This is a genomic window from Paraburkholderia sp. A1BS-2L, assembly GCF_051125205.1.
Taxonomy (GTDB): Bacteria; Pseudomonadota; Gammaproteobacteria; order Burkholderiales; family Burkholderiaceae; genus Paraburkholderia.
Genome location: NZ_CP120429.1, coordinates 1,626,430 through 1,639,716 on the forward strand (window position 1 = coordinate 1,626,430; position 13,287 = coordinate 1,639,716).

General features: G+C 64.8%; 12 protein-coding genes. 6 read left to right on the plus strand and 6 right to left on the minus strand.

Annotated elements, in window-relative coordinates; translation table 11 throughout:
• Positions 1-168 precede the first annotated feature (168 nt).
• Both P5W98_RS22105 and P5W98_RS22110 read left to right on the plus strand, forming a co-directional pair.
• A complete protein-coding gene (locus P5W98_RS22105) occupies positions 169-1,383 on the plus strand; it encodes an extracellular catalytic domain type 1 short-chain-length polyhydroxyalkanoate depolymerase (RefSeq protein WP_421025971.1) in 1,215 nt (404 codons plus the stop codon).
• 104 nt (positions 1,384-1,487) lie between these two features.
• The gene (locus tag P5W98_RS22110; RefSeq protein ID WP_035531350.1) at positions 1,488-1,667 is read left to right on the plus strand and encodes a DUF3563 family protein; all 180 of its coding nucleotides are present in this window, start codon (positions 1,488-1,490) and stop codon (positions 1,665-1,667) included.
• A gap of 104 nt (positions 1,668-1,771) precedes the next feature.
• Here P5W98_RS22110 and P5W98_RS22115 read toward each other — a convergent pair whose 3' ends face one another.
• The 3 genes from P5W98_RS22115 to P5W98_RS22125 form a co-directional block, all read right to left on the minus strand.
• On the minus strand, positions 1,772-2,575 hold the full coding sequence (locus P5W98_RS22115) for a BPSS1780 family membrane protein (protein WP_421025970.1): 804 nt from the start codon (positions 2,573-2,575) through the stop codon (positions 1,772-1,774).
• Entirely contained in the window at positions 2,566-3,588 is a 1,023-nt protein-coding gene (locus tag P5W98_RS22120) for a homoserine kinase (protein WP_421025969.1), read from the minus strand. Before P5W98_RS22120 ends, P5W98_RS22115 begins: the two co-directional genes overlap by 10 nt.
• Before the next feature lie 146 nt (positions 3,589-3,734).
• Positions 3,735-4,142 carry a hypothetical protein gene (locus tag P5W98_RS22125; protein WP_421025968.1) on the minus strand — a complete coding sequence of 136 codons (408 nt, stop codon included), beginning with the start codon at positions 4,140-4,142 and terminating at the stop codon, positions 3,735-3,737.
• A 182-nt stretch (positions 4,143-4,324) separates the two neighbouring features.
• Between P5W98_RS22125 and P5W98_RS22130 the strand changes: the two genes are divergently transcribed.
• On the plus strand, positions 4,325-5,851 hold the full coding sequence (locus P5W98_RS22130) for an AMP nucleosidase (protein WP_421025967.1): 1,527 nt from the start codon (positions 4,325-4,327) through the stop codon (positions 5,849-5,851).
• Positions 5,852-5,890: 39 nt separating this feature from the next.
• On the opposite strand, the gene P5W98_RS22135 is transcribed toward P5W98_RS22130, so the two are convergent.
• Together P5W98_RS22135 and P5W98_RS22140 are read right to left on the minus strand one after the other, a co-directional pair.
• Positions 5,891-6,418: a chromate transporter gene (locus P5W98_RS22135; RefSeq protein ID WP_421025966.1), complete on the minus strand. Its 528-nt coding sequence runs from the start codon at positions 6,416-6,418 to the stop codon at positions 5,891-5,893.
• Complete coding sequence (locus tag P5W98_RS22140; RefSeq protein ID WP_421025965.1) at positions 6,415-7,026, minus strand: chromate transporter; 612 nt, start codon at positions 7,024-7,026, stop codon at positions 6,415-6,417. The genes P5W98_RS22135 and P5W98_RS22140 overlap by 4 nt, the downstream gene beginning before the upstream one ends.
• Positions 7,027-7,121: 95 nt before the next feature.
• Here P5W98_RS22140 and P5W98_RS22145 point away from each other — a divergent pair, with 95 nt between their 5' ends.
• On the plus strand, positions 7,122-8,063 hold the full coding sequence (locus P5W98_RS22145; protein WP_421025964.1) for a transcriptional regulator GcvA: 942 nt from the start codon (positions 7,122-7,124) through the stop codon (positions 8,061-8,063).
• Here P5W98_RS22145 and P5W98_RS22150 read toward each other — a convergent pair.
• On the minus strand, positions 8,054-8,809 hold the full coding sequence (locus P5W98_RS22150) for a TIGR00730 family Rossman fold protein (RefSeq protein ID WP_175194496.1): 756 nt from the start codon (positions 8,807-8,809) through the stop codon (positions 8,054-8,056). The genes P5W98_RS22145 and P5W98_RS22150 overlap by 10 nt on opposite strands.
• 1 nt (position 8,810) lies before the next feature.
• Here P5W98_RS22150 and polA point away from each other — a divergent pair, with 1 nt between their 5' ends.
• Positions 8,811-11,603: a DNA polymerase I gene (polA, locus tag P5W98_RS22155; protein WP_421025963.1), complete on the plus strand. Its 2,793-nt coding sequence runs from the start codon at positions 8,811-8,813 to the stop codon at positions 11,601-11,603.
• Positions 11,604-11,870: 267 nt separating this feature from the next.
• Positions 11,871-13,217 carry an NAD(P)/FAD-dependent oxidoreductase gene (locus P5W98_RS22160; RefSeq protein ID WP_421025962.1) on the plus strand — a complete coding sequence of 449 codons (1,347 nt, stop codon included), beginning with the start codon at positions 11,871-11,873 and terminating at the stop codon, positions 13,215-13,217.
• The last annotated feature ends 70 nt before the right edge of the window (positions 13,218-13,287 follow it).

The window sequence follows — 13,287 nt, forward strand, 5'->3', positions numbered from 1 at the left end:
GGGCCGATTAATGCGATGCGCCATACGCGGCCGGCCCGGTTGAAATTCGTTACAGGAACCAGATCTCGTAACAGCAGCGCTCGATGATTGATGTTATTGTGCGTCGCACAATGAACAGCGCCGTGGCCCGTGTCCCGGTGTATTCGACCCCCTTTCACGAGGCCCCTGATGACGAAAAATCTGACGAAGCTATGGGCGGGTGGCATGCAGCGTCTGCTCTCCATCCAGAATCGCGTTGCTCATCTGGCCCTGCGCGAGTCCGGCCGCCGCCCTCCCGAAGCGCAGGCCCTGTGGCGGAACGCCAAGACCGCCGTTGCGCAGGCTGCCGCGGCCACTGCAGCCGCGCCTGCCGCTAGCGAAGTGCATGAGGCGCAAGATGTGCGGACGCCCGCCGCGCGCAGCGGTCCGCCAGTGCGCGAGTCGCGTGTGGGGCCGCGCGCCGCCGCCTGGGCGGCAGGCGAATGGCTGCGCGCCGAGCATCTGGCGCCGGGCGCATCGCGCGCCCTCGCCTATGGGCTCTACATGCCGCCAGGCTGGTCTACTACCGACATGCCGCTGGTCGTGATGCTGCATGGCTGCAAGCAAACGATGGATTCGTTCGCCGAAGGCACCCGCATGAACCTGCTCGCGGACAAGCACGGCTTTGCGGTGGCCTACCCGGAGCAATCGACGCAGGCGCATCCGCACCAGTGCTGGCACTGGTACGACGCCCGCCGGCCAGCGGGCGGCGGTGAGGCTGCGGCGATCGTTTCGCTCGTCGACACGCTCGTGCAGGAGCACGGTTTCGACCGGTCGCGCATTTATCTGGCCGGACTTTCGGCGGGCGCGGGCTTGGCCTCGATGCTGGCGGTGCATGCGCCGGGCCGCTTCGCGGCGGTTGCGCTTCATTCGGGGCCGGCATTTGGCGAGGCGCACTCGGGGGTTGCGGCGCTCGACGTCATGCGGCGCGGTCTGCATCATGACGCGGTGGCGCTTGTCGAGCGCGCATTGGCGGGCCGCGCGCATCCCGGCATGCCGGCGCTCATCATGCAGGGCGACGCCGATGCGGTGGTCGCGCCGGTCAACGCGGAGCAGCTCGAGACGCAGTTTCTGCGTCTGAACGGCCTCGCCGATGCCCAGGGCGTGCGCCGGGGTGTGGTTTCGCACGAGCACGACAGCGACGGCTATGCGGTTCGGAATTACGCGCGTGACGGCAGGAGCGTGGTGCGCCTGTGCCGCGTGAGCGCGCTGGATCATGCATGGAGCGGCGGCGACGATGCCGTGCCGTTCCACTCCGCGATTGGGCCGGACGCCAGCGCGATGATTTGGGAATTCTTCGAAAATCAGCAGCGCGAAGCGGTCGACGACGCTTTGGGCGGCGAACTGGCTGTGGGCGCGGGCTGAGCGCGCCTCGGCGGAGCATGACTAGGGGTTTACCTTAATAAGTGTTTACCCTATAATGGTTTCATTCATTCCGAGGGCATGCGCCCGCTTACCGGAGCCAGACCATGTACCTGCTCAGCCGACTTTTCCTGTTCCTCACAAAATCGTACGAAACCGCTCAAAAGGAGCGCGAGGAAGCTTATCTGGCCGAATCGGCCGATATCTATGACCTCGAATTCCGCATGCGCAAGCTCGATCGCGAGAAGGCGGGCCGCAACCCGTCGTGGATGAATCACTACAGCTAAGCAGCTGAAGGTTCACGCAGTCTAGACAGACAACAGGGCGCACAGAAGCGCCCGTTGGTGTTTGTGGATATTCGTACGATTTGCTCGCGGGAAATACTGGCGGGTCAGCGCCCCGAGCCCGGCGTGTCGGCGTCGGTCTTTTCCTGCACCCCGTAGCAGCCGCGATACGTCGCGTAGAACGAGCAATAGAGCATCGTCGTCACGAGAATCAGCGCCGGCATCAGGATCGCCAGGGCATACTCGCCCGCACCCATCGCGCGCAACAGCGTCGAAAGTCCCAGCGATACGCCGATCGACACCGCAAACCACAGCGCGCCATACACCACGAACGCGCCCTTGTTGCGCCAGCAGCTCACGATGCTGAAGAACATCGCCTTGACCGGCGGCACCTCGTGCCAGGCGGTCAGCACCGGCGCGAACCAGAACATCATCGAAACCGGCACGTAGCACGCGAGCGACGCGAGCACGGCGAGCGGCACGTTGCCGTCCGCAACGGCCTCCGTATCGAGCGTGCCGCCCAGCGTCATCAGACGCAACAGCGTGCCGCCGTCCACCAGCGCCGACGCCGCGAGCACTATCGTCATCGCCACCACGTAAATCCCGCCCAGCACGAACAGATGCTTCGTGACGGTTTGCCCGTATGAGCGGAAACCATCGACGAGAATGGTGGGGAATACCGGCTTGCCCGCCACCGTGTCGCGGCACGCGGCCATGAAGCCCACCGCCACGCCGGGCACGAAGATGAGCGGCAGCACGCCGCCGATCACCGGCACGGCGGAGATCAGCGTCATGGCGAGCAGGTACGAGAAAAACAGCGTGAGAAACGCTAGCGGGTTGCGCCGGAACAGCCAGATGCCCTGGCGGAACCAGACGTAGCCCTGCTTCGCGGGAACTTCGATCAGTTGCATGGGCGGTGCAGGTCGGAGAGTGCGTGGAAGGCGCCCGGCGTGCCGGCCGCGCTGCCCGCGCGGCGCGCGCGCAGAATGCGCTCGAAATGGCCGGGGTCGTGCGGTTTGAGCAACTCGGCCGAGCGCGGCAAATAAAAATCGTACAGGCGCGATACCCAGAAGCGGTACGCGCCGGCGCGCAGCATGTCGACCCAGTGCCGGCTCTCGGCGGGCGTGAACGGCCGCACGGTCTGGTAGGCGCGCAACAGTGCCTCGACGCGCGGCGCGTCGAGCTTGCCCGTCGCAAGGTCGACGCACCAGTCGTTGACCGTCACCGCCACGTCGAATACCCACTTGTCGCAGCCGGCGAAATAGAAATCGAAGAAGCCGCCCAGGCGCACCGTATGGCCCGTTTCCGGCCTGACGTGCGCGAACAGCGCGTTGTCGCGGAAGAGGTCGCAGTGGCACGGGCCGCCGGGCAGCGCCGCGTAGTCGTCGCTGGCGAAGAATGCCTGCTGGTGCGCGAGTTCGGTCGTGAGCAGCTCGCGCTGGGCGTCGTCCAGGAACGGCAGCACGGTGGGCACGGTTTCTTCCCACCACGGCAGGCTGCGCAGATTCGGCTGGCCGAGCGTGAAGTCGCGGCCCGCCAGGTGCATGCGCGCGAGCATCTGCCCCACTTCCGTGCAGTGCTCCACGCCCGGAGCGAGTTCCGGCGCGCCGTCGAGCTTCGTGACGACGGCCGCCGGCTTGCCATGCAGCAAGCCGAACAGGGCGCCGTCGGCGCGCGGCATCGGGTCGGGCACCGGCACGCGGTGCGATGCCAGATGGCGCATCAGCTCGAGATAGAACGGCAACTGTTCTGCCGTGAGCTTTTCGAAGATCGTCAGAACGTATTCGCCGCGCGTCGTCGTCAGGAAGAAGTTGCTATTTTCAATGCCCGACTGAATGCCGCGAAAATCGACTACGTCGCCAAGATCGTAGTCGCGCATCCATTGAACGAGCTGGGGTTCGGTGACAGCGGTGAAGACGGCCATGCCAGAGAGGTCGTGGGGTTATCGTAATCGGGAGCCTTGCTCGCAGGCGAGGCCGCTTGGCGGAAGCCGCTTCGGCGCGGCTTCTCACGCTCGTGCAGGAGGCGGCGCGGGACAGCGCACGCCGCCCGCGCGCGAAAAGGGGTGAATCAGTAATGCAGGTTGATCGAAGGCAGGCGCGTGCTGGCCTGGCCGTTCGGGCGCACTTGCGGCGAGGTGTCGGGATTCGAGCTCATCGAGTAGCGCGTGCCGAAGTTCGAATGCACGTTGATCTCGACGGGCTTGCCCTTGTCGCGGTATTCGGTGACTTCGGTGCCGTTCGGGCTCACTTCGTGGAAGCTCGGCGTGCGCGGCACGTCGTTGATATTGACCTTCGAGGTGACGCGCGCAGCAGGCTTGTTGTTGATCGCAGCCAGATCGGGCAAGCCCGCCCGCTCGTTGGCGGACTGGGCCGACTGGGCTTCAACGGCGGTCTTCGCGTCGTCGGCTGGCGTGGCCATGGCGAACCCGCTGAACGCGAGCATTGCGGCGAAGGCGGCTAGAAGGTGCGACTTCATGGTGATTCTCCAATTCGATTGCCTGATTCTAGCAAATCCGCGTCCCGCTCCCCGCAGCGGCGGGAGGTGGCGGGGGCGCGCCGCAGCTGGCGCCGGCCGAATCTCCCGGGCGTGTGAAGGGCGTTGTCAGAATGTCGTTCTTCCGTGCTAATGTGGTTCCAAATGAACCGAGGCGAACGAACATGAACAACGAGATTCACCGGCGCAGCTTCATGATGCCCCCGCACGATTTTCCCGCCGAAGCCTTCGAGGACGCCGCCGACGCCGTCGCGCGCCTCTCCGCCATCTACGAGGCGAACACGGCCTTTCTGCGCGATGCGTTCGCACGCTACCGGCGCGGCGAGGCGTTCGGCCACCGCGTGCGCGCCTGTTATCCGTTCGTGCGCGTACACACGGAAGTCAATACGCACATCGATTCGCGGCGTTCGTATGGTTTCGTCGCCGGCCCCGGCGTGTTCGAGACCACCATCACGCGCCCGGACCTGTTCGGCAACTACTATCGCGAGCAATTGCGGCTGCTTGCGAAGAACCATCATGTGTCGATCGAAGTCGGGGTCTCGGAGCAGCCCATTCCGATTCATTTCGCATTCGCCGAGGGCATCCACCTCGAAGGCGACCTGGACCGCGAGCGGCTTTTCGCCATGCGCGACATATTCGATACACCCGACCTGGCCGAACTCGATGATCGCATCGTGAACGGCACGTACGAGCCGGCGCCGGGCGAGCCGCAGCCGCTCGCGCTTTTCACGGCGCCGCGCGTGGACTTCTCGTTGCATCGTTTGAAGCACTACACGGCGACCTCGCCCACGCACGTCCAGAATTACGTGCTCTACACGAACTATCAGTTTTATATCGACGAATTCGTGAAGCTCGGCCGTGCCATGATGGCGCGCACCGACGACGCCGACCTGCGCAATTACCGCAGCGAATACACGTCGTTCGTGGAGCCGGGCGACGTGGTCACCTACAACGCGAATCTCGGCGAGCAGGACGACGAGGGCACGCCGCCCGCGCGCCTGCCGCAGATGCCCGCGTATCACCTCAAGCGCGCGGACGGCAGCGGCATCACGATGGTCAATATCGGCGTGGGGCCGTCCAACGCGAAGACCATCACGGACCACATCGCGGTGCTGCGCCCGCACGCGTGGATCATGCTCGGCCATTGCGCGGGGCTGCGCAACACGCAGCGTCTCGGCGACTATGTGCTGGCGCACGGCTATGTGCGCGAGGATCACGTGCTCGACGCCGACCTGCCGCTGTGGGTGCCGATCCCTGCGCTGGCCGAAGTGCAGGTGGCGCTCGAGCGTGCGGTCGCGCAGATCACGCAGCTCGACGGTGTGGAGCTCAAGCGCGTGATGCGCACGGGCACGGTGGCAAGCGTCGACAATCGCAACTGGGAATTGCGCGAGCATCGCGAGCCGGTGCAGCGTCTTTCGCAGAGCCGTGCGGTTGCGCTCGATATGGAGAGCGCGACGATTGCGGCGAACGGCTTTCGCTTTCGCGTGCCGTACGGCACCTTGCTATGCGTCTCCGACAAGCCGTTGCATGGCGAACTCAAGCTGCCCGGCATGGCCGATTCGTTTTATCGCGCGCAGGTGGATCAGCACTTGCAGATTGGCGTGAAGGCGATGGAAATCTTGCGTACCAACGGCCTGCACAAGCTTCATAGCCGGAAATTGCGCAGCTTTGCCGAAGTGGCGTTTCAGTGAGGTAAATTTTGTAATCCGAACGAATGGGACGCGGCATGGCTACTGCCCCAACCCCGTCAAGCCGATCAGGCTGCCCGCCGCGAGCAGCCACAGCGGATGGATTTTCGTGCGCAACGCGAGTACTGCGCACACGCCCGTGATGGCCCACGCGATCAACGTGTGATCGGACGCCCTCGATATCACCATCGCGCTCGCGGCCAGGAGCCCTGCCGTCACCGGCACGAGCCCGCGCTGCGCGCTGCGTCGCCACGGCCGGTCCTTGAAGCGGTCCCACGCGTGAAGCGCGGCCACCGTCACGAGCGAGGACGGCCCGAACTTCGCCACCGACGTCACCAGCGTGCCGGCCCAGCCGGCCACATGCCAGCCCACCAGCGTCACGATCATCATGTTCGGTCCAGGCGCGGCCTGCGCGAGTGCGAAGAGCGAACTGAACTCGCTCGCGGTCATCCAGTGGTGCACGTCCACGACCTGGCGCTGCATCTCCGGCAGGATCGTGTTGCCCCCGCCGAACGCGAGCAGCGAAAGCTGGCTGAAGATGGTGGCGAGCGCAAGCAGGGTAGAGCTCATTGCGCGTCTCCCGAGCGGCGGGCGGCGCGGATCGCAACCGCGATGCCGATCGGCGTGAGCACGAGCATGGTGGGCAGCAGCGGCAGGCGCAGCAGGGCAATGGCGATGAAGCCGAGCAGCGCGATTGCGGCGGCGGCCGGGTCGCGGCGCAATGGCAGGATGATCTTCGCGGCCATGGCGATCAGCATTCCCGCCGCAGCGGCGGCGAGGCCGACGAACAGATGCCGGACGTGCGGGTCGTTTTGCGTGCGCTCGTAGAGCACGCCCAACCCGATCACGACGAGCGACGGCCCCGCGATCAGCCCGAGCAGTCCGGCCAGCGCACCGCGCCAGCCGTGAAAGCGCATGCCGAGCGCCACCGAAAGATTGATGACGTTGCCGCCGGGCAGGAATTGGCACAGTCCGAGCAGGTCGGTGAATTCCGCAGCCGAAAGCCAGCGGCGCTGCTCGACGATGGCGCGGCGCGCAAGCGGCAGTGCGCCGCCGAAGGAGGTGAGGCCAAGGCCGAGAAAACCGAGGAACAGATCGCGCACGCTGGGTGCGCCGGATGCTTCGTGGTCGGGCACGAGGTTCGCTTCGGACGGGGAAGAGGCGGGATTTCGTTTCATGCGAAGACCTGGGTGGCAAGGTCAAAGCGTAGCGCCGAACCCCTCCCGCACCAAACGATTTCTCGGCCGGGTTCTTGTGATCTAGAATCACAAGCATGGCTCGCTTCCTTCCTCCCTTTCCCGCACTGCGTGCGTTCGAAGCCGCGGCGCGGCACAACAGTTTCAGTGCCGCGGCGGCGGAGCTCCATGTGACTCATGGTGCAATCAGTCGCCAGGTGGCGGCGCTGGAGGCATGGGTGGGGGTGCAGGTGTTTCATCGGCACGGCAAGCGGGTTGCCTTGACCGAGGACGGGCGGCGCTATCTCGGGGCCGTGCAGGGCGCGTTCGAGAGCATTGCGCGCGCCACGGCGGAGCTGCGCGACACAGGCGTCGTTCACGTGCTGCGCGTGAATGCGCTGCCCACGTTTGCCATGAAGTGGCTGCTGCCGCGTCTTTCTCAGTTCCAGCGTCTGGCGCCTAACGTCGAGTTGCGCCTCGCCACATCGAACGTGCCTGTCGAGACGCTCGATGCGTTCGACGTTGCGGTGCGGCGCGGGCCGGCGAATTGGCCCGATTGCGCGAGCGGCTATTTTCTCGATGAAACGGAGTTGCCGGTGTGCAGTCCGGCGCTATTGAAGCGCTCGCCGATTCATTGCGCCGACGATCTCGCGCGCCATGTGCTGCTGCACTCGGATACGCGTCCCGATGCGTGGCGCACGTGGCTGGCCGCTGCGGGCGTGAAGGCCAAGTGCAGGAAGAAGCAATCGTTCGACCATTTTTATCTGGCCTTGCAGGCCGCCGAGGACGGGCTTGGCGTGGCGCTCGGGCCGCTGCCACTGCTCGACGACGAGCTGGCTTCGGGGCGCCTGGTCGCGCCGCTCGCAGGCCCGCACCTCGATGCGCGCGGCTACTGGTGGGTCGCGCGGCGCGAGGTGGCGGACGTGCCCGTCGTCGCGCAGTTTTGCCGCTGGCTAGAGGAACAGGCGGAACAGGCGGAACAGGCGGAACAGGCGGAGCAGGCCAGCGTGCCGACGGGCTACATCGAACCTCAAAGGTAGAACATGCGGTCGTCGTCGGATTCCGGACGGGCCGGATGTTCCTGCTCGGGTTCTTCGCCGCTGTCCTCGTAGAACTTCAGCACCGCTTCGAGCACCTGGTCCGGATCGTCGATCACCTGCATCAGGTCCATGTCTTCCGGATTGATGAGGCCCATCGGCACGAGCGCGGCACGGAACCACTCGAGCAGACCCTTCCAGAACTCCGCGCCCACCAGAATGATGGGCACGTGACGCGACTTCTTGGTCTGGATGAGCGTGAGCACCTCGGCCAGTTCGTCGAGCGTGCCGAAGCCGCCGGGCATCACGATCACGGCGTCCGAGTTCTTGACGAAGGTGACCTTGCGCGTGAAGAAATGGCGAAAGCGCAGCGAGATGTCCTGCCACTGGTTGCCCGATTGCTCGTGCGGCAACTCGATGTTCAGGCCCACCGAAGGCGACTTGCCGGCGTGCGCGCCCTGGTTGGCGGCTTCCATGATGCCGGGGCCGCCGCCGGAGATCACGGCGAAGCCCGCGTCCGATACTTTGCGCGCGATGGTTTTGGCGAGCTGGTAGTACGGCGAGTCCGGTTTGAGGCGGGCAGAACCGTAGATGCTGACCGCTGGCCGGATCTCGGACAGGTATTCGGTCGCCTCGATAAACTCTGCCATAATCGTGAACATTTGCCACGATGCGCGCGCCTTCTTGGCCGTTGCGCGCTCTTGATCTGCGAGTGAACGCAGACTCGGAATCACTTTTCTCTTGTCCATAATGCCTGAAGAACTTCGCGTGGAAACCAAGCTACAAACTGAGCTGGAAGGAAAGACCTTGCTGCTGGTCGATGGTTCTAGCTATCTCTATCGTGCCTTCCATGCGATGCCTGATTTGCGCGGCCCCGACGGCGAACCGACGGGCGCGCTATACGGCATCATCAACATGCTGCGTCGCATGCGCAAGGACGTTACGGCAGAGTATAGCGCGTGCGTGTTCGATGCAAAGGGCAAGACGTTTCGTGACGACTGGTATCCCGAGTACAAGGCCAACCGGCCGTCGATGCCCGAGCCGCTCGCGGCGCAAGTCGAGCCCATTCACGAAGCCGTGCGCGCGCTGGGCTGGCCGCTCCTGATGATCGAAGGCGTGGAGGCCGACGACGTGATCGGCACGCTCGCACGCGAGGCGGAACAACACGGCATGAAGGTGATTGTGTCCACCGGCGACAAGGACCTCGCGCAGCTCGTGACCGATCACGTCACGCTCATCAATACGATGACCAACGAGATGCTCGATCGCGAAGGCGTGATCGCGAAGTTTGGTGTGCCGCCGGAGCGCATCGTCGACTATCTCTCGCTGATCGGCGACACCGTGGACAATGTGCCGGGCGTGAACAAGTGCGGCCCGAAGACGGCAGTAAAGTGGCTCACGCAATATGGTTCGCTCGATGGCATCGTCGAGCATGCCGATGAAGTCAAAGGCGCTGTTGGCGGCTATCTGCGCGATGCACTCGGCTTCCTGCCGATGGCAAAAAAGCTCGTCACCGTCGAAACGTCGTGCGATCTTTCTCCGCACCTGGAGTCGATCGCAGGCTCGCTCGCCACGCGAGGCGAGGCGCGCGAGGAACTGCGCGATATCTTCGCGCGTCACGGCTTCAAGACCTGGCTGCGTGAAATCAACGAAGCCGATCAGACCGTGCCGGCTGCAACGACCGGCGACGCACCCGCGCAAGACGCGAACGTGCAGCCCGCGTTGCTCATCGACGCGCCGCGCCACTACGAAACCATCCAGACGTGGGAGCAGTTCGATGCATGGCGCGCGAAGATCGAGGCCGCGCCACTCACCGCGTTCGACACCGAGACCACCGCGCTCGATCCGATGGTTGCAAAGCTCGTCGGCATGTCGTTCTCGACCGAAGCGGGCAGCGGCGCGTACTTGCCGCTCACGCATCGCGGGCCCGACGCGCCTGAACAGTTGCCGCTCGACGAAGTGCTTGCGCGCCTGAAGCCGTGGCTCGAAAGCGTGCAGCACAAGAAGGTCGGTCAGCACATGAAGTACGACGAGCAGGTGCTCGCGAATTACGGCATCGAGCTGAACGGCGTCGAACACGACACGCTGCTCGAATCGTACGTGCTCGAATCGCATCGCACGCATGACATGGACAGCCTCGCGCTGCGCCATCTCGGCATCAAGACGATCAAGTACGAGGAGGTCGCGGGCAAGGGCGCGCAGCAGATCGGCTTCGACGAAGTGCCGCTCGAAACGGCCGCCGAATACGCGGCCGAAGACGCCGACGTCACGCTGCAACTGCACCTCGCGCTGTATCCGCAGATTGCGCCCGAGAAGGGTCTCGACTACGTGTATCGCGAGATCGAGATGCCCACCTCGCGCGTGCTGCGCAAGATGGAGCGCAATGGCGTGCTGATCGACACGGAGCGTCTGGAAAAGCAGAGCGCCGAGATTGCGGTGCGGCTCGTCGAACTCGAACAGCAGGCCTATGCGCTCGCGGGCGGCGAATTCAATCTCGGCTCGCCCAAGCAGATCGGCCAGATCTTCTTCGAGAAGCTGCAACTGCCGGTCGTGAAGAAGACGCCGAGCGGCGCGCCGTCCACCGACGAAGAAGTGCTGCAAAAGCTCGCGGAAGACTACCCGCTGCCCAAGCTGCTGCTCGAACATCGTGGCCTTGCCAAGCTCAAGTCCACGTACACTGACAAGCTGCCGCGCATGGTCAACGCGCAAACGGGCCGCGTGCACACGAACTATGCGCAGGCCGTGGCCGTGACGGGCCGGCTCGCGTCGAACGATCCAAATCTGCAGAACATTCCGGTGCGCACGGGCGAAGGCCGGCGCATTCGCGAGGCGTTCATCGCGCCGCCGGGCTGCAAAATCGTGTCCGCCGATTATTCGCAAATCGAATTGCGCATCATGGCGCATATCTCGGGCGACGAATCGCTGCTCGCGGCGTTCAAGCGCGGCGACGACATTCACCGCGCCACGGCGGCCGAAGTGTTCGGCATCACGCCGCTCGAGGTGAGCAACGATCAGCGGCGCATCGCGAAGGTCATCAATTTCGGGCTGATTTATGGCATGAGCGCGTTTGGGCTCGCGTCGAATCTCGGCATCACGCGCGACGCGGCCACGCTCTATATCGACCGCTATTTCGCGCGCTATCCGGGCGTCAAGCGCTACATGGACGAGACGCGCATGGACGCGAAATCGCGCGGCTATGTGGAGACCGTGTTCGGCCGCCGTCTGTGGCTGCCCGAGATCAACGGCGGCAACGGTCCGCGCCGCCAGGCCGCCGAGCGCGCCGCCATCAATGCGCCGATGCAGGGCACGGCCGCCGATCTCATCAAGCTCTCGATGATCGCCGTGCAGAAGTGGCTCGATCAACGCAAGATTGGCACGAAGATGATCATGCAGGTTCACGACGAACTGGTGCTCGAAGTGCCTGACGAAGAGCTCGCCGAAGTGCGCAAGTGTTTGCCGGAACTGATGTGCTCGGTAGCGAAGCTGAAGGTGCCGCTCGTGGCCGAAGTGGGTGTGGGCGCGAACTGGGAAGAAGCGCATTGAAGTACTGACTGAAGACGCGCGAGTACGCCGCTTGCGCGTCGCGTCGAACGATCGTGCGCGTCGCAGCCAGCCTGTAACCGCAGCCGAGCCGTTACGCAAGCGGTCGGTACAGATGTCGTTAATGCGCACCGTGCGTCTTGCCGTGCTGCGCCGCATCAGCCGACAATGAGCCGACGACCGACGCCGCGCCGCAGCGAATGCGCGCCGATATCAAGTATCGGATAAGCGTCGGAGGATCTATTGCCTGACGACATGCACGGAGAGTCTATGCACCGCTTTATCGTTGTGGGAGGGGGCGCCGGGGGCCTCGAGCTGGCAACCCGGCTAGGCGACCGATACGGCGAAACGCGTGCGAAGCGCGGCAAGCCAAGAGCCTCGGTCACCCTGGTCGATCGCAATCCGACGCATATCTGGAAGCCGCTCCTGCACGAAGTGGCGGCGGGCAGCATGGATCCTTTCACGCAGGAGCTCGAGTATGCAGCTCAAGCGCGCTGGCATGGCTTCGAGTTCCAGCAGGGCGAACTGGTCGGGCTCGACCGCGCGGCGAGGCGCATTACGCTCGGCGCGGTGCAGGATGAAGACGGCGGTGAAATGCTGCCCGAGCGCGTGCTCGAATACGACACGCTCGTGCTCGCGATCGGTAGCACGACGCACTTTTTCGGCGTGCAGGGCGCGGCGGAAAACTCCATCGCGCTCGATACCGTCGCGCAGGCCGAGCGTTTTCGCAAGCGCCTCATCGCGGCGTGCATGCGCGCCGAACATCAGGAGCCGGAGCCCGTCACGCGCGACCATGAAGGCAACGAAGTGCCGCGCGTGCAGGTTGCGATCGTCGGCGCGGGGGCGACGGGCGTCGAGCTTTCCGCCGAATTGCGCAACACCGCTCAGGTGCTTTCGGCTTATGGCTTGCACAAGCTCGATCCGAGTCACGACGTGGGCATCGTGCTGATCGAATCGGGGCCGCGCATTCTGCCCGCTCTGGCCGAGCGCGTTTCGTCGGCTACTGCCGAACTGCTGCGCAAGCTCGGCGTGCGGATCATGACCGGCGAGCGCGTGACCGAGGTGGCGCCCGGGGTGATACGGACCGCGAGCGGCAAATCCGTGCGCGCCGACCTCACCGTCTGGGCGGCGGGCATCAAGGCGCCGGCGGTGCTTGCGCAGCTCGACGGCCTGCCCGTCAACAAGCTTGGCCAGCTGATCGTGCGGCGCACGCTGCAAACGGAAGTCGACGACAACGTCTTCGCGCTCGGCGATTGTGCCGCATGCGAGTGGCCCGGCAACGAGCGGGGCGTGCCGCCGCGCGCGCAGGCCGCACACCAGCAGGCATCGTTCCTGTTCAAGTCGATGGGCGAGCGGCTTGCGGGGAAGCCGCTGCCCGAGTTCACCTATCGCGACTTCGGCTCGCTCGTCTCGCTCGGCCACTTCAGCGCGGTCGGCAATCTGATGGGCGGATTGATCGGCGGGAGCATGCTGATCGAAGGGCTGTTCGCCCGGTTCATGTACATGTCGTTGTACCGGCTGCATATCGCGGCGCTGCATGGCTATGCACGCATGGTGCTCGACACCTTCGCGCACTGGCTGCGGCGCACGACGCTGCCGCGCGTGAAGCTGCACTGAAGCGTTTCACCGGGGCGTCGTGCGGGCTCGTGAGAGTGCAGCCTCTTGCGTCGTTCTTTTCGCAAGGAGC

Excerpts from the sequence above, each read along its gene's own strand:
- P5W98_RS22105 (WP_421025971.1), top strand. The coding sequence starts at position 169 with ATGACGAAAAATCTGACGAAGCTATGGGCGGGTGGCATGCAGCGTCTG.
- P5W98_RS22110 (WP_035531350.1), top strand. The coding sequence starts at position 1,488 with ATGTACCTGCTCAGCCGACTTTTCCTGTTCCTCACAAAATCGTACGAA.
- P5W98_RS22115 (WP_421025970.1), bottom strand. The coding sequence starts at position 2,575 with ATGCAACTGATCGAAGTTCCCGCGAAGCAGGGCTACGTCTGGTTCCGC.
- P5W98_RS22120 (WP_421025969.1), bottom strand. The coding sequence starts at position 3,588 with ATGGCCGTCTTCACCGCTGTCACCGAACCCCAGCTCGTTCAATGGATG.
- P5W98_RS22125 (WP_421025968.1), bottom strand. The coding sequence starts at position 4,142 with ATGAAGTCGCACCTTCTAGCCGCCTTCGCCGCAATGCTCGCGTTCAGC.
- P5W98_RS22130 (WP_421025967.1), top strand. The coding sequence starts at position 4,325 with ATGAACAACGAGATTCACCGGCGCAGCTTCATGATGCCCCCGCACGAT.
- P5W98_RS22135 (WP_421025966.1), bottom strand. The coding sequence starts at position 6,418 with ATGAGCTCTACCCTGCTTGCGCTCGCCACCATCTTCAGCCAGCTTTCG.
- P5W98_RS22140 (WP_421025965.1), bottom strand. The coding sequence starts at position 7,026 with ATGAAACGAAATCCCGCCTCTTCCCCGTCCGAAGCGAACCTCGTGCCC.
- P5W98_RS22145 (WP_421025964.1), top strand. The coding sequence starts at position 7,122 with ATGGCTCGCTTCCTTCCTCCCTTTCCCGCACTGCGTGCGTTCGAAGCC.
- P5W98_RS22150 (WP_175194496.1), bottom strand. The coding sequence starts at position 8,809 with ATGGACAAGAGAAAAGTGATTCCGAGTCTGCGTTCACTCGCAGATCAA.
- polA (WP_421025963.1), top strand. The coding sequence starts at position 8,811 with ATGCCTGAAGAACTTCGCGTGGAAACCAAGCTACAAACTGAGCTGGAA.
- P5W98_RS22160 (WP_421025962.1), top strand. The coding sequence starts at position 11,871 with ATGCACCGCTTTATCGTTGTGGGAGGGGGCGCCGGGGGCCTCGAGCTG.